This window comes from Nocardiopsis sp. NPDC050513, from assembly GCF_044457925.1.
Taxonomy (GTDB): Bacteria; Actinomycetota; Actinomycetes; order Streptosporangiales; family Streptosporangiaceae; genus Nocardiopsis.
In genome coordinates this window covers 13,646-32,711 of record NZ_JBITHK010000007.1, presented here as the reverse complement: position 1 = coordinate 32,711, position 19,066 = coordinate 13,646, and the positions used below count along the sequence as shown (strand labels likewise).

At 72.1% G+C, this 19,066-nt stretch carries 15 protein-coding genes and 1 tRNA gene; 3 read left to right on the top strand and 13 right to left on the bottom strand.

The genetic code is table 11. From position 1 onward, the window contains the following. Positions 1-15 precede the first annotated feature (15 nt). The 3 genes from ACIBFB_RS14290 to pruA form a co-directional block, all read right to left on the bottom strand. On the bottom strand, positions 16-963 hold the full coding sequence (locus ACIBFB_RS14290; RefSeq protein WP_397230027.1) for a Bax inhibitor-1/YccA family protein: 948 nt from the start codon (positions 961-963) through the stop codon (positions 16-18). Between the two features lie 156 nt (positions 964-1,119). Further along, positions 1,120-2,046 (bottom strand): proline dehydrogenase family protein, encoded by a 927-nt coding sequence (locus ACIBFB_RS14285; protein ID WP_397230025.1) that lies wholly within the window; start codon positions 2,044-2,046, stop codon positions 1,120-1,122. A gap of 163 nt (positions 2,047-2,209) precedes the next feature. Next, positions 2,210-3,835: an L-glutamate gamma-semialdehyde dehydrogenase gene (pruA, locus tag ACIBFB_RS14280; RefSeq protein ID WP_397230023.1), complete on the bottom strand. Its 1,626-nt coding sequence runs from the start codon at positions 3,833-3,835 to the stop codon at positions 2,210-2,212. Between the two features lie 222 nt (positions 3,836-4,057). Between pruA and ACIBFB_RS14275 the strand changes: the two genes are divergently transcribed. Beyond that, positions 4,058-5,854 (top strand): helix-turn-helix domain-containing protein, encoded by a 1,797-nt coding sequence (locus tag ACIBFB_RS14275; protein ID WP_397230021.1) that lies wholly within the window; start codon positions 4,058-4,060, stop codon positions 5,852-5,854. Positions 5,855-5,918: 64 nt separating this feature from the next. Here the strand turns inward: ACIBFB_RS14275 and ACIBFB_RS14270 are convergent. From ACIBFB_RS14270 to ACIBFB_RS14240, 7 genes are all read right to left on the bottom strand, one after another. Then, positions 5,919-5,992, bottom strand: a tRNA-Leu gene (locus ACIBFB_RS14270). A gap of 115 nt (positions 5,993-6,107) precedes the next feature. Further along, positions 6,108-7,487, bottom strand: a complete 1,380-nt coding sequence (locus tag ACIBFB_RS14265; RefSeq protein WP_397230019.1) for an NAD(P)/FAD-dependent oxidoreductase — start codon at positions 7,485-7,487, stop codon at positions 6,108-6,110. 366 nt (positions 7,488-7,853) lie between these two features. Further along, the gene (locus ACIBFB_RS14260) at positions 7,854-8,831 is read right to left on the bottom strand and encodes an exopolyphosphatase (protein WP_397230017.1); all 978 of its coding nucleotides are present in this window, start codon (positions 8,829-8,831) and stop codon (positions 7,854-7,856) included. Further along, entirely contained in the window at positions 8,828-9,436 is a 609-nt protein-coding gene (locus ACIBFB_RS14255) for a DUF501 domain-containing protein (protein ID WP_397230015.1), read from the bottom strand. The genes ACIBFB_RS14260 and ACIBFB_RS14255 overlap by 4 nt, the downstream gene beginning before the upstream one ends. Positions 9,437-9,486: 50 nt before the next feature. Next, positions 9,487-9,858: a septum formation initiator family protein gene (locus tag ACIBFB_RS14250; RefSeq protein ID WP_397230012.1), complete on the bottom strand. Its 372-nt coding sequence runs from the start codon at positions 9,856-9,858 to the stop codon at positions 9,487-9,489. A gap of 141 nt (positions 9,859-9,999) precedes the next feature. Continuing rightward, positions 10,000-11,283 carry a phosphopyruvate hydratase gene (gene eno / locus ACIBFB_RS14245; protein WP_397230584.1) on the bottom strand — a complete coding sequence of 428 codons (1,284 nt, stop codon included), beginning with the start codon at positions 11,281-11,283 and terminating at the stop codon, positions 10,000-10,002. Between the two features lie 102 nt (positions 11,284-11,385). Continuing rightward, positions 11,386-11,940, bottom strand: coding sequence for a TetR/AcrR family transcriptional regulator (locus ACIBFB_RS14240; protein ID WP_397230010.1), 555 nt, complete (start codon positions 11,938-11,940; stop codon positions 11,386-11,388). Positions 11,941-12,105: 165 nt separating this feature from the next. Here ACIBFB_RS14240 and ACIBFB_RS14235 point away from each other — a divergent pair, with 165 nt between their 5' ends. Both ACIBFB_RS14235 and ACIBFB_RS14230 read left to right on the top strand, forming a co-directional pair. Further along, positions 12,106-13,308 carry an FAD-dependent monooxygenase gene (locus ACIBFB_RS14235; RefSeq protein ID WP_397230008.1) on the top strand — a complete coding sequence of 401 codons (1,203 nt, stop codon included), beginning with the start codon at positions 12,106-12,108 and terminating at the stop codon, positions 13,306-13,308. 158 nt (positions 13,309-13,466) lie between these two features. Beyond that, positions 13,467-14,924 (top strand): FtsW/RodA/SpoVE family cell cycle protein, encoded by a 1,458-nt coding sequence (locus ACIBFB_RS14230; protein WP_397230582.1) that lies wholly within the window; start codon positions 13,467-13,469, stop codon positions 14,922-14,924. A 36-nt stretch (positions 14,925-14,960) separates the two neighbouring features. Here ACIBFB_RS14230 and ACIBFB_RS14225 read toward each other — a convergent pair whose 3' ends face one another. The 3 genes from ACIBFB_RS14225 to cysC form a co-directional block, all read right to left on the bottom strand. Further along, the gene (locus ACIBFB_RS14225; RefSeq protein ID WP_397230006.1) at positions 14,961-16,325 is read right to left on the bottom strand and encodes a short-chain fatty acid transporter; all 1,365 of its coding nucleotides are present in this window, start codon (positions 16,323-16,325) and stop codon (positions 14,961-14,963) included. Positions 16,326-16,551: 226 nt separating this feature from the next. After that, positions 16,552-17,328: a MazG family protein gene (locus ACIBFB_RS14220; RefSeq protein ID WP_397230004.1), complete on the bottom strand. Its 777-nt coding sequence runs from the start codon at positions 17,326-17,328 to the stop codon at positions 16,552-16,554. Positions 17,329-17,337: 9 nt separating this feature from the next. Beyond that, positions 17,338-18,924, bottom strand: a complete 1,587-nt coding sequence (gene cysC / locus ACIBFB_RS14215) for an adenylyl-sulfate kinase (protein ID WP_397230002.1) — start codon at positions 18,922-18,924, stop codon at positions 17,338-17,340. Positions 18,925-19,066 lie beyond the last annotated feature (142 nt).

Below are 19,066 nucleotides of genomic sequence, written 5' to 3'. Positions count from 1 at the left end.
CCGATCCCGTCGCCGCTACTCGGCGAAGATCGACTTGATGATCCAGAGCAGGCGCAGGATCTCGATGTAGAGCCAGACCAGCGACACGGTCAGGCCGAAGGCGAACTGCCAGGCGAACTTGGCCGGGATGCCCGACTGGACACCCTCCTCGATACCGCGGAACTCGATCGCGAGCGTCAGAGCCGCGACGACCACCAGCACCAGGCCGACCACGAGGCCCAGCGGGCTGGGCTCGCGCAGGCCGAGGCCGCCGGCGATGAAGAAGCTCAGCACGAAGTTGATGAGCAGGAGCACGAAGGCGCCCAGGACCGCGAAGGTGACGGCCTTGACGAAGCCGTCGGTCACCTTGATGATCCGGAACTTGTACAGCGCCAGCATCACGCCGAACACGGCGACGGTGCCGACCACGGCCTGGGAGACCAGGGAGGCACTCGCCCCGGCGTCACCCGTGGTCACCGCCAGCTGCGCGCCGAGCAGGGCGGACAGACCACCGACGAACAGGCCCTCCAGGGCCGAGTACGTCAGGATCAGGCCGGCGCTGGTGCTCTGCCGGAAGCCGATGATCAGGCCCAGGACGAGACCGCCCAGGGCGCCGACCACGGTCAGCAGCAGGGCGAGGCCCGGGTTGAAGCTGAAGAGGAAGTAGTTGACGACGCCCAGGACCGCGACGATCCCGAGCGACATCCCGGTGCGCACGACGACGTCGTCGATGGTCATCGGCTGGGCGTCGGCGCCCTGGACCGGGCCCGCGGGGTATCCCTGCTGCGGGTATCCGGGCTGGCCGTAGCCCTGCTGGGGGTAGGCGGCCTGGGGGTACGGCTGGCCGTAACCCTGCTGGCCGTAACCCTGCTGGGGGTATCCCTGCTGCGGGTACGCCTGACCGTAGCCGGGCTGGGCGTAGCCGCCCGTGCCGGACTGCTTGAGCGCCCGCTTGAGGACGGGGTTGGAACTCCGCAACCTCATGTCTCGTCATGGCCTTTCACGCGTGGTTTGCTGCCCACAAGGTAACGTATCGGGCCTCCGGCGGGTTCCTGCGCCAGGTCACAAGTTCGCTCCGAGGGTGTCCCGATCTCCCTGCCGAGGAGGAGTCGGAGCCTGTGACCCGCGGCGTCGGCCGGATCAGTTCCGGGTGATCACCGAACGCGCCAGGAACAGCACGTTGGCCGGGCGCTCGGCGAGACGGCGCATGTAGTAGCCGTACCACTCGTCGCCGTAGGGGACGTAGACGCGCATCCGCCTGCCCTCGGCCGCCAGGCGGACCTGCTCGGCGTCGCGGATGCCGTAGAGCATCTGGTACTCGTACTCGTCCGCCGACCGGCCGTTGGCCTTGGCCAGCTCCCCGGCGATCGCCACCATGCGCGGGTCGTGCGAGGCGACCATCGGGTAGCCGTCACCCTCCATGAGGATGCGCAGAGCGCGCACGTACGCCTTGTCGACCTCGGCCTTGTCGCGGTAGGCGACGGAGGCGGGCTCGTCGTAGGCGCCCTTGCACAGGCGCACGCGCGAACCGGCGCCGCTCAGGTCGCGGCAGTCGGCCTCGGTGCGGTGCAGGTAGGCCTGCAGGACGGCGCCGACGCTCGGGAAGTCCTCGCGCAGCTCGCGCAGGATGCCCAGCGTGGAGTCGGTGGTCGTGTGGTCCTCCATGTCCAGCGTCACCGTGGTGCCGATCGCCGCCGCGGCCTCGGCGATCCGCCGGGCGTTGTCCAGCGCGATCTTCTCGCCGTCCTGGTTGAGGAACTGGCCGACCGCCGACAGCTTGACCGACACCTCGGCGCGCCCGCCCAGACCGGCCTCGCCCAGAGCCGCCAGCAGATCCTCGTAGGCGGTGACCGTGGCGTCGGCCTGCGCCAGATCGGTGGTGTCCTCGCCCAGGAAGTCGAGCGTGACGTACCGGTCGGCGGCCAGGTCGGCGACGGCGGGCAGGGCCTCGCCGAGAGTGGAGCCGGCGACGAACCGGGAGACCAGGCCCCGGGTGACGGGAGTGCGCTCGACGATCGTGCGGCAGGTCCTGGACCTGGCGGCGAGCAGCAGGGACTTGCGAAGCATGGAGACCTCGAAGATGACGTGCGCGAGCCGATCGGCCGGCGCGGACTGCGGTGACTGCCGGAGACGACCGGCCGTACCGGTGAACTCCTCGGGGGGTGGCCCGCCCCGCGCCGCCGGGGTGGCGGCGGCGCGGGGCGGTGACGGACCGTGCGGGCGGACCCGACTAGTCCATGTGCGGGTAGGAGGAGGTCGTCGGAGCGACGAAGGTCTCCTTGATGGCACGCGGGCTGGCCCAGCGCGACAGGTTCTGCGCCGAACCGGCCTTGTCGTTGGTGCCGGAGGCGCGGCCGCCGCCGAAGGGCTGCTGGCCCACGATGGAACCGGTCGGCCGGTCGTTGACGTAGAAGTTGCCCGCGGTGAAGCGCAGCGCCTCGGTGGCCTTGGCGATCGCGGCGCGGTCCTTGGCCAGGACGGCGCCGGTCAGCGCGTAGGCGGAGCCCTGGTCGACGATCTCGAGGATCTCGTCGAACTTCTCGTCCTCGTAGACGTGGACGGCGACGATCGGACCGAAGTACTCGGTGCGGAACACGTCGTGGGAGGGGTCGGAACCCTCGATGACGGTCGGGCGCACGAAGTAGCCGACCGAGTCGTCGGCGGTGCCGCCCGCGATGATCGACAGGGTCGGGTCGGACTTGGCGTCCTCCAGGACCTTGGCGAGCTTGTCGAAGGCACGGCGGTCGATGACGGCGCCGACGAAGTTCGACAGGTCGGTGACGTCGCCCATCCTGATCGCCTCGGTCTCGGCGACGAGGTCGTCGCGGACCTTCTCCCACACGGAGCGGGCGACGAAGGCACGCGAGGCGGCCGAGCACTTCTGGCCCTGGTACTCGAAGGCGCCGCGGACGATCGCGGTGCGCAGGACCTCGGGGTCCGCGGAGGAGTGCGCGACGATGAAGTCCTTGCCGCCGGTCTCGCCGACGATGCGCGGGTAGCTCCGGTAGTTGGAGATGTTCTCGCCGACGGTCTTCCACAGGTGCTGGAAGGTGCGGGTCGAACCGGTGAAGTGCACACCGGCCAGGTCCGGGTCGTTCAGGGCGACGTCGGAGACGGCCAGGCCGTCGCCGGTCACCATGTTGATGACGCCCGGGGGAAGACCGGCCTCCTCCAGCAGGCGCATCGTGAACTCGGCGGCGAACTGCTGCGTCGGGGACGGCTTCCACACGACCACGTTGCCCATGAGGGCCGGGGCCGTGGGCAGGTTGCCCGCGATGGCGGTGAAGTTGAAGGGCGTGATCGCGTAGACGAAGCCCTCCAGCGGCCGCTGCTCCATGCGGTTCCACACGCCGGGGACGCTCAGCGGCTGCTGCTCGATGAGCTGCCGCGCGTAGGAGACGTTGAAGCGCCAGAAGTCGATGAGCTCGCAGGCCGAGTCGATCTCCGCCTGCTGCACCGTCTTGGACTGGCCGAGCATGGTCGCGGCGTTGATCGTGGCGCGCCACGGGCCGGCGAGAAGTTCGGCGGCGCGCAGGATGATGGCCGCGCGGTCGTCGAAGGACATCGCGCGCCAGGCCGGGGCCGCGGCCTTGGCGGCGGCGATCGCGTCGCGGGCGTCGTCGTGGGTGGCGTTGCCCATGGTGCCCAGGACCGCGGCGTGGCGGTGCGGCTGCACGGCGTCGATGCGCTCGCCGCCACCCATGCGGCGCTCACCGGCGATGTACATCGGCAGGTCGATGCTCTCCCGACCGAGTTCGTCGAGTCTGGCGACGAGCTCGGCGCGCTCAGCGCTGCCGGGCGCGTACGACAGAACGGGCTCGTTCTTCGGCAGCGGGACGTTGGTCACGGCGTCCATGGGCACCTCCCTGGAAAGTCTGTCCCTGTTCCACACAGGGTCGATCTGATTCAACGCTCTCAGAACCAACGTATGGGAACCTTGTGGGACAGGCCACTCTTTGCCAGGCTTATTTGTCCAATAGGACAAAATGGGGGGCATATGAGCACAGACGCCCCACTTTCCGGCCCGTTCCGCCCCGGAGACGACGAGCCTCGCCTGCCCGTGGCGTGGCGCGACGTCATGCCTGGTCATCCTGGTGAGGATGAACCGGGTGCGACGGGGATCGCTCTGCGGAGGCTCCTCCTCGTCGTCGGCGATCCGGTGATGGACGTCGCCGCGGCCCCCGCCGGGTTGGATGTCCAGGTGGACAACGTCGTCATCCTCGACCCTGAGGACCGCACCGAGGCCCGGTCGGGGGACCTCGTCCTGTTGATCGGCGCCCGCGGCGGGGCCGCCCGCAGACTCGTGCGGGCGCTCGCGGAGCGGGGCGCGACGGCCGTGGCGGTCAAGACGAGCACCCACGCCCCGCCCGAGGAGGTGCTGCCGCCGCCCGCGGGCTCGCGCGGGTCCAGGCCCTACCGCCCCGGGGGCAAGGACGAGTTGGCCGCTCTGCGCGCGGAGGCCGAGGACGCCGGGATCGCACTGCTCGCCGTGCGGCCCGAGGTGCGCTGGGACCAACTGCAGTCGGTGTGCCAGAACATCGTCGACGACGCCCGGCCCTCCCACTCCGAGGACCCGGGCGAGACCTCGGGCGACCTGTTCTCCATGGCGCAGACGATCGCGCGGCTGACCAACGGACTGGTGGCGATCGAGGACTCGGCGAGCCGGGTGCTGGCCTACTCGTCCGGCTCGGAGGTGGACGAGCTGCGCCGCCTGTCCGTCCTGGGCCGCCGGGGCCCGGAGCCCTACCTGGCGCTGTTGCGGGAGTGGGGGGTGTTCACCAAGCTGCGTTCCGGCGAGGAGGTCGTGCGCATCGACGAACGCCCCGACCTCGGCATCCGCCGACGTCTGGCGGTCGGCATCCACGCCGGGCGCCAGCCGCTGGGCTCGATCTGGGTGCAGGAGGGGTCGGAGCCGCTGGCCGAACACGCCGAGGAGGCGCTGCTGGGAGCGGCGCGCACGACCGCGCTGCACATGATCCGGCAGCGGACCCAGGCCAGCGCGGGGCTCCGCCTGCGGGAGGACCTGCTGTCGAGCCTGCTGGAGGGGCGGATCGACGCGAGCGCGCTGGCCGACACGGTGGAGGTGCACACCGACCGCGGGGCGCTGGTCGTGGCGTTCTCCCTCACCCAGCAGACGGCGCCCGCCGCCGACGCGGAGGCGGGCGGCGAGGAGCGTTCGGAGCGGCCCGGACCGCCCGACCGGCCCGAACGCGAACTGCGCCGCCGCCAGCTCATCGACCTGGTGTCGGTGCACACGGCCGCCTACCGGCGCAGCGCGCTGGTGACCGAGCTGGGGGGACGGGTGTACGTGCTCCTGCCCGATCTCGTGCGGGGCCGCGAGGGGTGGCGCGGCGTGGAGCAGTCGGTGCTCGCGCTGACCCGCAAGACCGTGGCGGCGGCGCGTGCGGCTCTGGACCTGGAGGTGCAGGCGGCCGTGGGATCGCTGGTGGAGCGGCTGGGCGAGGTCCCCGACTCCCGCGCCGAGGCGGACCGGGTGCTGGACGCGATGGGCCGCGACCTGGACCGGGGCCTGGACTGGGAGGTGGCCACCATCTCCGACGTCCGTTCGCGGGTGCTGATCAGCGAGACCCTGGCCCACCTGCGGGCGGACCCGTCGCTGCGCGATCCCCGGGTGAGCCGCCTGATCGAGTACGACCGCTCGGGCGGCGCCGACCTGGTGAACTCGCTGCTGGCCTACCTGGAGGCGTTCGGGGACGCGCGGGCGGCGGCGGAGCGGCTGCACATCCACCCGAACACGCTGCGGTACCGGGTACGGCGGGCCGCGGCGGTGAGCGGCATCGACCTGGGCGATCCGGGCGAGCGGCTCTTCACGCAGCTCCAGCTGCTGATGGAGCACCTCGGGCCAGCCCGCTGACGCCGCCGCGGCCGGGCCCGGCGCCGGGCCCCGACACGAGGCGACGAGCGCGCGGGAAGCGCAGTACCCCCGGTCGGACTCGAACCGACACTTGTGACCCTTTTAGGGGGCCTGCCTCTTCCATTGGGCTACGAGGGCGAGCCCATCATACCGGCCGGGGTGATTGCCCACTTTGACTCGGCTTGGCCGGATGGGGACACGAAACGGCCGGCTTCCCCTGGGAAACCGGCCGTTCCGTGCGCGTACCCGCGGGTCAGCTGACGCGGCGCAGGTGACCGTCCTGGACGATCTGCGGCGCGCTGGCCTCCTCGAAGGCGTGCCGCGGCTCGATCATCTCCGGCAGCGCGGCGAAGTCGCGGCGCAGCAGGAAGGCGAGCGTCCAGTCGGCCAGCACCCGCATCTTGCGGTTGAAGGTCGGGACGGCGTACAGGTGGTAGGCGCGGTGCGCGTACCAGGCGAGGCGGCCGTTGAGCCTGATCTTCCCGAACAGCTGGGCGGCGCCCTTGTGCAGGCCGAGCCCGGCGACGGCGCCGAGGTTCTTGTGGCGGTAGGCCTTGAGCTTGCCGCCGCGCAGGGTGGCGACGACGTTGTCGGCGAGCACCGGCGCCTGGCGGACCGCGTTCTGGGCGTTGGGCGGGTAGTAGCCGCCGTTGCCGTCGGGCACCTGGGCGTTGTCACCACCGGCGAAGGCGTTCTCCACACCGTTGACGGTGAGGAACTCGCTGGTGTCGACGTGGCCCTTGGGGCCGAGCGGCAGGTCGCTGGCCTCGACGACCGGGCTGGGCTTGACACCCGCCGTCCACACCAGGGTGCCCGCGTCGAACTCGGTGCCGTCGCTGAGCTTGACGCGCTGGTCGGTCGCCGACTCCAGGAAGGTCTTGAGCCGGACGTCGATGCCGCGCTGGCGCAGCTGGTTGAGCGCCTTGGTGCCGACCTCGGGGCCGACCTCGGGCAGGATCTTGTCGGCCGCCTCGATGAGGTAGAACCGGACGTCCTCCAGTCCGATGGAGCTGTACATCCGGACCGCGTCGCGGACCAGGTCCTCCAGCTCGGCGACGGCCTCGGCGCCGGCGAACCCGCCGCCGACGAAGACGAAGCGGAGCGCCTTGGCGCGGACGTCCGCGTCGTCGGTGGAGTCGGCGACGGCGAGCTGGTTGAGGACGTGGTTGCGGAGGTAGGCGGCCTCCTCCACGGTCTTGATGCCGATGCCCCACTCGGCCAGGCCCGGGATGGGCAGCGTGCGCGAGACGGCGCCCGCTGCCAGCACGATGTGGTCGTAGTGGAGGGTCTCGGGCTCGCCCACGTTGGGCTCGTAGCGGACGGTGCGCTCGGCGTGGTCGATGCGCACGACACGGCCGCCCAGGACGCGGACCCGGTCGAAGACCTTGCGCAGGGGCACCACCACGTGGCGCGGGGAGATGTTGCCAGCGGCGGTCTCGGGCAGGAACGGCTGGTAGGTCATGTAGGAGTTCGGGTCGATGACGGTGATGCGGGCCTCACCGGGACCGAGCCGCTTCTCCAGCCGCCTCGCGGTGTACATCCCGAGGTAACCGCCGCCGACGATGAGCACGTGCGGAATCTCCGCCTCGTCCCCTCCGCCGTGTACCAGTCGGTAGTTCCTGCTCTCGGTCATCGCATATCCGCCCTAACGGTGTTCTGTGGCGCCCTTGCCCAGGACGGCGAAGAGTGTCACGTTCCTCGGTCGCCCCCGTCGAAACGCCCGGTCAGGCCCTGGCGGGGACCCTTGGGGCGTTACGACCCTGTTGCTTGTGCATTCTTTCACAAGCAGCCGTCGGCAGAGAAGGCTCACAGCAGTTCACCTTCTCACCACTTTCCCACCCATGCCAGCGACGTTTGCGCAGGTCAGAGTGGTTGTGAATGCTTTCACAAGGTCTGCCCGGGTGACGCGTCTCACCCGGAGGAGCAGGTCAGGGGCCTTGCGACCCCCGGCCCGCTCGAACCCGGGCCGAAGCGCAGCGGAGCCCAGGACAAGCACCGCCTACACGACCAGACTCCAGGCGACCCCGTCCAGGATGTCGTGCTCGCTCGCCGTGAAGTGGTCCGCGCCCGTTCGCGCCAGAACCCGGGACAGCACCAGCGCGCCCGCACCGATCACGTCCACCCGGCCGGGGTGCATGACGCCGATCCCCGCCCGCTCGTCGTGGGTGGAGCGCAGCAGTCCGGCCGTGATGCGCTCCAGGTCCGCGACGTCCACCCGCGTGTGGTGGATCCGCTCGGAGTCGTACTCGGGCAGGTCGAGGGCGATCCCGGCGACCGTGGTCGCCGTCCCGGCCACGCACACCACCGAACCGGCCTCACGCAGCGGAACGACCTTCTCCACCTCGTCGAGCGCGGCGTCGATGTCCGCCGTGGCCGCGGCGACCTGCTCGGCCGTCGGCGGGTCGTCGCGCAGGTGCCGCTCGGTCATCCGCACACACCCGATGTCCACCGACAGCGACGCCCGCACCAGCTCGCCGTCCGGACCGCCCTCGCCGCCGAGCACGAACTCGGTGGACCCGCCGCCGATGTCGACCACCAGGAACGGCGGTGTGAACCCGTCGTCCTCCGCCTCGGCCTCGAACTCGGCGGTGGCGCCCACGAAGGACAGCTCCGCCTCGTCGAGCCCGGTGACCACCTCGGGTTCGACCCCGATGATCTCCTTCACCCCGTCGACGAACACCTGGCGGTTGGCCGCGTCCCGGGTGGCGCTGGTCGCCACCATGCGCACCGCGTCCGGACCGAGTTCGATGCCGTGCGCGCGGATCGCCTCCGCGTAGCCCCGCAGCGCGTCGAACGTGCGCTCCAGGGCCTGGGGCGCGAACTCCCCCGTCTCGTCGACGCCCTCGCCCAGGCGGACGATCTCCATCCGCCGGTCGACGTCGACCACCTGCACCTCGTCGCCGTCCACGTGCACGACCTCGGCGACCAGCAGCCGGATCGAGTTGGTTCCGCAGTCGATGGCCGCGACACCGCTCATGACCTGTTCCCTTCCTCGGGCACGTCCTCGTCCACGCACACACACGGTCCCCGGTCCCACCAGTCCGGGAGCTCCTTCAGCGCCTCGGCCCCGAACGGGTTGACCCCCGGCTCCGCCAGCTCGTGGGCGACCAGCGCGTGCAGGCACTTGACCCGGGTCGGCATGCCCCCGGTGCTCTGCATCCCCGCGGGCAGCGGGTCCACCCCGTCCAGCCGCGCCTGCTCGTCGCGCTCGGCCAGGTAGGACTCGTGCGCCCTGGTGTAGGCCGCCTGGAGCTCTGGGTCCTCGCCCAGGCGCTCCTGCATCGCGCGCATCCGGCCCTCGTTCTCCAGCCGACCGATGGCGGAGGCCGCGCGCGGGCAGGTCAGGTAGTACAGCGTCGGGAACGGTTCGCCGCTCTCCAGGCGCGGCGCGGTGCGGACCACGTCGGGCAGGCCGCACGGGCACCGGTGGGCGACCGCGCGCACCCCGCGCGGCGCGCGGCCCAGTTGGCGTTCGACGGCGGCGATGTCGCGCGCCGGAACCGGGCCCTGGGCCGACCGGCCGTCGCCCTCGCGCGGGACGTTCTCGTAATGCCCGGGGGCGGGCTGATCTGCGGAAGTCATGACGGACTCCAGCCTAGGGCACCGGGCGGTCCGCGGCTCCGGCCGGTGGGTCAGATCCCCGCGTCCGGCACCGGGCTGTCGGCCTCCACGACCGAGCGCCACAGGGTCTCGAACCACGGCTCCGACGGCGGCGACTCGGGACCGTCCTCGTCCTCGTCCTCGGGGCTGATGACGATGTAGGTGATCTCGTCGGGGTACTGGTAGTGGAGGCGGGTGCGCGCCTCGTCCTCCACGTACCCCTCCTGTGTGAGCTCCTCCTCCCGCTGCCGGAGGACGCGCACGTCCTCCTCCATGCGGGCGCGTTCGTCCTGGAGCTGCGCGATCTGCGAGCGCTGCAGGACGTACTCGCGCAGGGGGTAGGCCAGGCTGAGAGCGATCACGCACACGACCAGGGCCAGGATGGCCGCGCGGCTGGTGAGCATGGGCCGCACCCGACGGGTGCGGCCCCCGCTCGGCCTCGGCGCCTCCGCGTTCCGAGCACCCCTGCGCTCCGACCCGTCGGCTCTGGTGGCCTTCGTCGTCTTTGGGGGCGGCTGTTTGGATTCGCGGGACACTGGGGCAGACTAGCCGCGGTCGGCGAACCTCGGGAAGGCCGACACGCCCGCGTACACGGCGGCGTCGGCGAGCTCCTCCTCGATCCGCAGCAGCTGGTTGTACTTCGCGACGCGCTCGCTGCGGGCCGGGGCGCCGGTCTTGATCTGGCCGGCGTTGGTGGCCACCGCGATGTCGGCGATGGTGGTGTCCTCGGTCTCACCGGAGCGGTGGCTGATCATCGCCGTGTAGCCGCTGCGCTGGGCGAGGCTGACCGCGTCCAGCGTCTCGGTGAGCGTGCCGATCTGGTTGACCTTCACCAGCAGCGAGTTGGCGGTGTCGGCGTCGATGCCGCGCTTGAGCCGCTCGGGGTTGGTGACGAACAGGTCGTCGCCGACCAGCTGCACCTTGTCGCCCAGCGCGGCGGTGAGGCGCTTCCAGCCCTCCCAGTCCTCCTCGTCGAGCGGGTCCTCGATCGACACGAGCGGGTAGTCGGCGACCAGCTCGGCGTAGTAGGCGGCCATCTCCTCGGACGTGCGCGGCTTGCCCTCGAAGGTGTACACGCCGTCGGAGTACAGCTCGGTGGCGGCCACGTCCAGGGCGAGCGCGATGTCCGCGCCCGGGGTGTACCCGGCCTTGGTGATCGCCTCGACGATGAGGTCGAGGGCGGCGCGGTTGCTCTCCAGGTTCGGGGCGAAGCCGCCCTCGTCACCCACGCCGGTGCCCAGGCCGTGGGACTTGAGGACCGCCTTGAGGGAGTGGTAGACCTCCGCGCCCCAGCGCACGGCCTCGGAGAAGGTGGCCGCGCCGATCGGCGCGATCATGAACTCCTGGATGTCGACGTTGCTGTCGGCGTGGGCGCCGCCGTTGAGGATGTTCATCATCGGCACGGGCAGCACGTGCGCGTTCGGCCCGCCGATGTAGCGGAACAGCGGCAGCCCGGCCTCGTCGGCGGCGGCCCTGGCCACGGCCAGCGAGACGCCGAGGATGGCGTTGGCGCCGATCCGCGACTTGTCGGGCGTGCCGTCCAGGTCGATGAGCGCACGGTCGATGAGGCGCTGCTCGTCGGCGTCGCTGCCCAGCAGCGCGCCGGTGATCTCGTCGTTGACGGCGCGGACGGCCTTCTCCACGCCCTTGCCGCCGTACCGCTCGCCGCCGTCACGCAGCTCGACGGCCTCGAACTGCCCGGTGGAGGCACCGCTGGGGACACCCGCGCGCGCGAAGGTGCCGTCGTCGAGCAGGACCTCGACCTCGACTGTCGGGTTGCCCCGGGAATCGAGGATCTCCCGCGCCTGGACTGACTCGATGGACGCCACGGTCACTCTCCGTATCTTGGTTGGTCGGACCACTGGTTCTGGACCCGACACGAGGGTAGCGACCCCCTGACCGGCGTCGCTCGCCCACCCGGCCGGAATGGTCTAGTCCTTATGCGCACCGGCCTCCAACGCGGCCAGGGCGCAGGTGACCGCGTACTCCCGTTGGGCGCGCGGGTCCTCGTCGAGCCGGAGGACGACGCTGACGTCCTGGATCCCGCCGAGCGCGATCACCGCGCCCACGCTGGCCGCGGCTCCGGCCCCCGGGCCGACCAGCACGGCCTCCAGGCGGCGGCGCCAGGAGACCACGGACTCGACCAGCCCCACCCGCGCCAGCGCGGCCAGGTTGTTGAGCATGCCGAGCATGAGCGCGCGGTGGCGCACGCACACGTCGAAGTAGTCCGTCAGGACCGCGCGGGGATCCCGGGCGGGCCCCTCCCCGTACGTGTCGATGACCCTCTCGATCTCCTCGGCGAACGGGACGACCAGGGCGCGCAGGAGGTCGTCCTTGGACGGGAAGTGGTAGTACAGCGCCGCCTTGGTCACCCCCAGACGGTCGGCGATCTCCCGCAGGCTCGTCTTCTCGAAGCCCTTCTCCGCGAACAGCTCCAGCGCCGCCTCGCGGATCTCCGCCCTCGTGTCGCCCTCGGTCCTGGGCACGGCGGCCTCCCCTCCCTCGTCGGTGATGGGTCGATCCTATCGCCGACCTGCCGGACGGTAAGTTACTTGACGACCGGTAAGTAGCCGCCTAGTGTGAGCCCCGCACGGACAGTCCCGACCCCCCGCTCCCGCCCCACCGGAGCGCGGCAGCGCAAGGAGCACGACATGCCCGCCGTACGCCACGTCCTCATCTCCGGCGCCGGCATCGCCGGTCCCACCCTCGCCCACGGGCTCCACCGCCACGGCATCGCCGCGACCGTGGTCGAACGAGCCCCCGTGATCCGCTCCGGCGGCTACGCGATCGACGTCCGCGGCGCGGCGGTCGACGTCGCCGACCGCATGGGCCTCCTCCCCGACCTGCGCAGAGCCCGGACCGGGATGAACCGCGTCAGCGTCGTCAACGCACGCGGACACCGCGTGACCGGGTTCGACGCCGCCGACCTCACCCCCTCGGGACGCTCCCTGGAGGTGCTGCGAGGGGACCTGGTCACCCTCCTGTACCGGCACACCCGCGAGCACACCGAGTACGTCCTCGGAGACCGGTTCACCTCCCTGGACCAGGACGACGACGGCGTGCGCGTCCGCTTCGAGCACGGCGCGCCCCGCACCACCGACCTCGTCGTGGGCGCCGACGGGCTGCACTCGGGCACCCGGCGGCTGGCCTTCGGCCCCGAGGAGCGGTACCGGCGGTTCCTGCACGGCTACATCAGCTTCTGCGACGTCCCCCACCACCTCGGGCTCGCCGACGAGACCCTGCTGTACAACACGACCCGCGGCCTCACCGCCCTGTACCACTCACCGCGCAAGGAACTCGCCCAGGCACTGTTCGGTCTGTCGTCGGCCGAGGACACGGGCATCGACCGCGCGTCGCCCGAGGAGCAGCGGCGGATGCTGCGCGAGCACTTCTCGGGCGCGGGATGGGAGACCGACCGCCTGCTGGACGAGATGGACCGCTCCGACGAGTTCTACTTCGACGCGGTCGCCCAGATCCGCATGGACCGGTGGTCGGCCGGGCGCGTCACCCTGCTCGGCGACGCCGGGTACTGCCCCTCCCCCATGACGGGACAGGGCACCAGCCTGGCGCTGGTCGGAGCCTACGTGCTGGCCCGCGAACTGGCCCGGCACGACGCCCTCGCACCCGCGCTGGCCGCCTACGAGGACCGCATGCGCCCCTTCGTCCGCGTCAACCAGGACATCGCCGACACCGGCATGTCCTTCCTCGCGCCCCGCACCCGGTTCGGGATCACGGCGCGCAACCTGCTGCTGCGCGCCGCCCCCGCGCTCTCGGCGCTGCCCGGACTCGGGAACAGGATGTCCCGGGCCGCCGAGGCCATCGACCTCGACGCGCCCTCACCGGCCTCCGCCTGAGCACCCCCGCTCACCGAGGGCGCCCCGGCACGCCTTACGGGCATCCGACAGCACCGCGCCTATAGTGCGAGGACGGCGAACCTCCCCTCTCGGACCGGGCGCGGCCGCCCTCCACGGGCACCGTGCCCCTCACGTGGACGGCGGAACGGCACGACGACATGGGCAACCCTCAGCGCGAGACGAACGACTCCCACCGGGCGCTGCCGCCCGTCCGCCAGAGATCGGCGGAACTGCGCCTGCTCGTCCCGGCTCTGGTGACCGGCGCGGCCGGCCTGGTCACCGCGTCGCTCTCGCTGACCGCCGGGGTCGAACCCTCCGTCATCGTCGCCGCCGCCGTGGTCAGCGCGGGCGCGGTCGCGCTGCACGTCCTGCTCCGGTTCCTCGCCCCCTACGCCGACCCCGTCGTCCTGCCGCTGGCCACGGTCCTCAACGCGCTCGGCCTCACCATGATCTGGGCCCTCCAGATGGCCGAGGCCGAGCCCGCCCACGGCGACGCCGACCGACAGCTCATGTGGACGGTCGTGGGCATGGTCCTGTGCGGGGCCACGATCGTCCTGGTACGCCAGCCGCGCCGCCTCACCATGTACACCTACGTCATCGCCGTGGCAGCGCTGCTGCTGCTCCTGCTGCCGCTCTCGCCCCTGGGGATCGAGGTGCTGGGGGCGCGCCGGTGGATCGGGATCGGCCCGTTCACCATGCAGCCGTCGGAGTTCGCCAAGGTCCTGCTGGTCGTCTTCCTCGCCTCCTACCTGGGGCGGCGGCGCGAGGTGATGTCGCTGGTCACCCGTACGGTCAGGGTCGGCCGGACCAAGGTGTTCAGCATCCCCCGCGCCCGGGACCTGGCCCCCATGGCGGTCGGCTGGGGCATGGCGATCCTGCTGCTGGTGGGCACCCGCGACCTGGGCACCTCGCTCCTGCTGTTCGGCACCTTCCTGGCCGTCCTGTACGCCGCGACCTCCCGCAAGTCGTGGGTGGCCATCGGCCTCGCCGCCTTCGCCGCCGGAGCCTACGTCGCCTACCTGCTGTTCGGACACGTGCGCAACCGCGTGGAGATCTGGCTGAACGCCTTCGACCCCGACGTCTACGGACAGCCGGGCGGCAGCTTCCAGGTGGTCGAGGGCATGTTCGCGCTGGCCAACGGAGGCGTGTTCGGCACCGGCTTCAACGAGGGCTTCGCCCAGGAGATCTTCGCCGCCGACAGCGACCTCATCCTGGTCTCGATCGGCGAGAAGCTGGGGCTGACCGGCCTCCTCGCCGTTCTGATGCTGCTGTTCCTGCTCGCCGAACGGGGCTTCCGGATCGCGCTGGGCTGCCGCGACGTCTTCCTCAAGCTCACCGCGCTGGGGTACGCGTTCCTCCTGGCCTTCAACGTGTTCATCGTCCTGGGCGGCGCCACCCTCGTCATCCCGCTCACCGGCATGACCACGCCGTTCCTGTCCGCGGGCGGGTCGGCGCTGATGGCCAACTGGGTGATCGCCGGCCTGTGGCTGGTGATCAGCGAACAGGCGCGCCGCCCCCAGGAGACCTTCACCGAGGGCCACGCGCCCGGCGACGCCGCGACGGAGGTCATCGACCTGCGCCGGGTCCGGCGGCGCCCGCGCCGGGACGAGGGGTGAACCACCGCCCCGCCGCGGACGGCGCACCGCCCCGATTCAGGTGAGGAAGGTGATGCACAGCGACGCGACGACGAACGCGAACAGCATCACCGCCGCCGAGTAGCCGAGCACGCTGCCCGCCCGCAGCCGGGTCAGCGCGAGCAGCGGCAGCGCCCAGAACGGCTGGATGCCGTTGGTGAGCTGGTCGCCCATCGCGACCGCCATCACTCCGACCCCCGGGTCGATGCCCAGGGACTCGGTGGCCCCGATGACCACGGGCCCCTGCACCGCCCACTGGCCGCCGCCCGAGGGCACGGCGAAGTTGACCAGGGCGGCGCTGGTCAGCGCCCAGAACGGGTAGCTGGACGGCGTGGCGACGGACACGAAGGCCTCGGTGACGACCTCCAGCAGCCCGGAGCTCGCCATGATCCCCATGATGCCCGCGTAGAAGGGGAACTGGACGATGACCGCCGCGGCGTTGCGGGCCCCCTCGGCCGCCGCCGCCGAGTAACCCGCCAGCGTCCCGTGCAGGCCCAGTCCCGCGATGAGGAAGGCGAAGTTGAGCAGGTTGATGTCCATGCCCACGACACCGCCGGCGACCAGCGCGGGCACCAGGTACACCAGCCCCACGGCCACCACCAGGTAGACCAGGACACGGCTGTGCATGAGGCGCTGGGCCGGGGACAGCTCCCGCAGAGCGGTCGCGGTGCGGACCCCGCCGCCGCCCGCCCCGCCGGAGCCGTCGTCGGCGCCGTCGTCGTGGGACTCGATCTCCTCGCTGTCCTCGGCCCGGGGATGCATGCTCATGAGCAGCAGCGGGGCGCCGATCAGCATCGTGGCGAGGAAGACCAGGTTGAACGGCTGGAGGATGGTCTCGCTGAGCGGGACCAGGCCGATCCGCTCCTCCAGGAAGTGCCCGGGGGTGTTGACCAGCAGCGGCGCCGAACCGGACAGGCCGCTGTGCCAGACCATCAGTCCGACGTACCCGCCCGCCGCCACCAGCGGGAAGTGCACCCGGATGCCGCGCTCCCTGCACGACCGGGCCACCTCCACCGCCAGCAGGGCGCCCGCGATGAGGCCGAGCCCCCAGTGCAGCGTGCCCAGCAGAGCGGCGCCCAGCGCGGTGACGCCGACCGCGGAGAGCGGGCCGCGCGTGCGGCCCGCCACCCACCCGATCGCCCGCCTGGCCGGCGGCGAGGAGGCGAGCGCGTACCCGGTGACCAGCACCAGGGTCATCTGCATGCCGAACTCGAGGAGGTTCCAGAACCCGCCGTACCAGTCGCCGACCAGTTCGAGCGGAGTGCGGTCGGTCAGCCCGAGGGCCAGACCGAAGACGAGGACCGTGAGGAAGATCGCGAACACGAAGGCGTCCGGCACCCAGCGGGCACTGAACGCGGCGAGGAGGTTTCCGAACCGACGCATGAGGCTCCCATCGTCGGGCGCCCCTCGCCCGGGGGAACGGGGGAGATCCGGGCCCAGGAGGCGCCCACACCGGAGCACTGTGGGTCACGCGACGCATGGGGGTCAAGTCCCGTTGACACCGTTTCCCGCCGCCGGGGCATGTGCCGGGCACACATACCCGCGCGGTGCGCGGCGCGCCCGCTCCACCACCGGGACCGCGGCGCCGTCGCCCTCGTCGGGACGGCGCCTACACCTCGCGGTCCTCCCCGGCACGGTCCCAGTAGCGCCGCCACGCGTCCCCTGACAACTCCCGGGGGTCGCTGCCGTCCGCCCTGGCCAGCCCCTCCGCTGCCCGCACACGGGCGTCGAACCGACGCGCCGCCGCCCGCAGGTCGCCCTCGGCGTCACGGCCCCGCTCCCGCTCGGCCGCCACCGCCGCGAACAGCTCGCCGCCCGCGCCGCCGTCGTCGACGACCAGGTCCGCCGGAACGCCGTTGCGCACCGCCCTCCGCTGCAACTCCTCCGACAGCAGCACGGCGGGCTGGGCGAAGGGCACGCCGTCCAGCACCGACCCCTCGCCGTCGTGCCCCCTCGCCCTGGCCTTCTCCCGCCGCTCGGCGGCCTTGATCGCCTCCCAGTTGCTCTTGACCTCGTCGGCGCCGGACACCTCCACCCCGCCGAACACGTGCGGGTGGCGGCGGGTCATCTTGTCGATGATCGCGTCGGCGACGTCGTCCACGGTGAACCGCGCCGGGTCGCCCTCCGGGCGCTCGGCCGCGATCGCCGCGTGGAAGACCACCTGGAGCAGCACGTCCCCCAGCTCCTCGGGCAGCAGGGACGGATCGCCCTCCTCGATGGCCTCCAACGTCTCGTAGGCCTCCTGGATCAGGTACTTGGCCAGCGACTCGTGGGTCTGGCCCCGGTCCCAGGGGCACTCCCGGCGCAGCGTGGCCATCACCTCGACCAGGTGCGGCAACCGGTGTCCTGGGGCCGCGGCCCCGTCGTGGCCGGGGGTATCGCGCATCACCGTCTCCTACAGCTCCTTCTCCGGCAGCCAGCCGCCCTCGCGCAGCGCGGCCAGCACCCTGGCCGCGGACTCGAACGGGTCCTCGTCCACGGTGTCGATGACCATGTCGGCGTCGGTCGGCTCCTCGTAGGGGTCGGAGATCCCGGTGAACTCGGGGATCTCCCCCGCCCGCGCCTTGGCGTACAGCCCCTTGCGGTCCCGGGCCTCGCACACCTCCAGCGGCGTCGCCACGTGGACGAGGAAGAAGTCGCCGAACTCCTCCACCATGGCCCGCACCTCGGCGCGGCTCCGGGCGTAGGGGGCGATCGGCGCGCACACCGCCACCCCGCCGTGCCGGGTGATCTCGGAGGCCACGTAGCCGATGCGGCGGACGTTCATCTCGCGGTCCTCCCGCGAGAAGGTCAGGCCCTTGGACAGCATCAGCCGCACGACGTCGCCGTCCAGCAGCGTCACCGTCCTCCCCGCCCGGTTGACGCCCTCGCGCACCCGCTGCGCGATCGTCGACTTGCCCGAGCCGGACAACCCGGTGAACAGCAGCGTCAACCCACGCCGGGTCCGCGCCGGACGCAACCGGGCCAACTCCGCGCCCACCCGGGCCGGGGTGAACCAGGACGGCAGCTCACGGCCGTGCGCCAGCTCCACGGACACCTCCGCGTCGCTCGGCTCGGCGCGGCGCGCCTCCTCGGCCACGGCCTCCCGGGGCCGCCACATCGCCCCGGCCGTGTCGTAGCACCACGGCTCCGGCGACACCAGGACCACCGGCGGCTCCAGGGCCGCGGCGCCCTCGACGTCGGCGCCCGCCGGACCCGCCTCCACCATCATGTGCGTGGCCCCGTAGGCGGCCGCCACGTGCGCGGCCAGCGCCACGTCGCGCGCTCCCCACCGGCCCCCGAACGCCCCCTCGGAACGGGCGGCCGCGCGCGGCAGCGTGCACACGACGAACCGCGTACGCGCCGACAGCAGGGGCTCCGCCGCGAGCACGGCCGGAGCCAGGCCCTCGTCCTCCAGCGGGGCGTCCACGATCACCAGCAGATCGGCGTGGCCGAGCGCCTTGGCCTGGGCGCGGACCTGGTGCAGCGCCCGGTGGTGCAGGGGGCGGTCGGTGACCACGGCCAGCAGCGGATGGTCGGGGCCGAGCGCGCGCTGACCGCGCACCTCGGCCGGCGGCACCCGCAGCTTGCGCAGGACGCCGCCCATGGGCAGGTTGGCCAGGGACACCTCACCGGCCACGTGGCGGCGGGCCGCGCGCCCGTCCCCGCCGTCGGCCGTCCAGCGCTCGGTGACCGCCAGCTCCGCCAGCGGGAAGCCCTCGGGATCGGCCAGCACCAGCCGGTCCTCGTCCGCGAGGTGCTCGGGGACGGTCAGGGTGACCGGAACCGGCCAGCCGCCGCCGTCGGGCAGCCGCCCGTCCCGCTCGACCGACGCGACCTGTTCCCTGGTCATGAAACCGGGCAGCGGACACGCTCCGTTGAGGATCAGCTCCAGGTGCGCGAGCTCGTCCTGGGCCGGGGTCACCACCCGCGCCTCCGGCCGGCCGGCGTTCCCGACCGGTGTGCGTCCCCACCCGTTGGCACTCACCGCACGCTCCCTCATCTGTCGTGGTCCGCGATGCACCCAGCGTATGCCCGCTCCTGACCCGGGCTCCGCGCCGATCCGACCGATCCGGAATACGACCAGGTCAAAGCTGGTTTCACTCGCTGTGCGCCGTCCCGCTCCCGCGGGGCGGGCCCGCGGG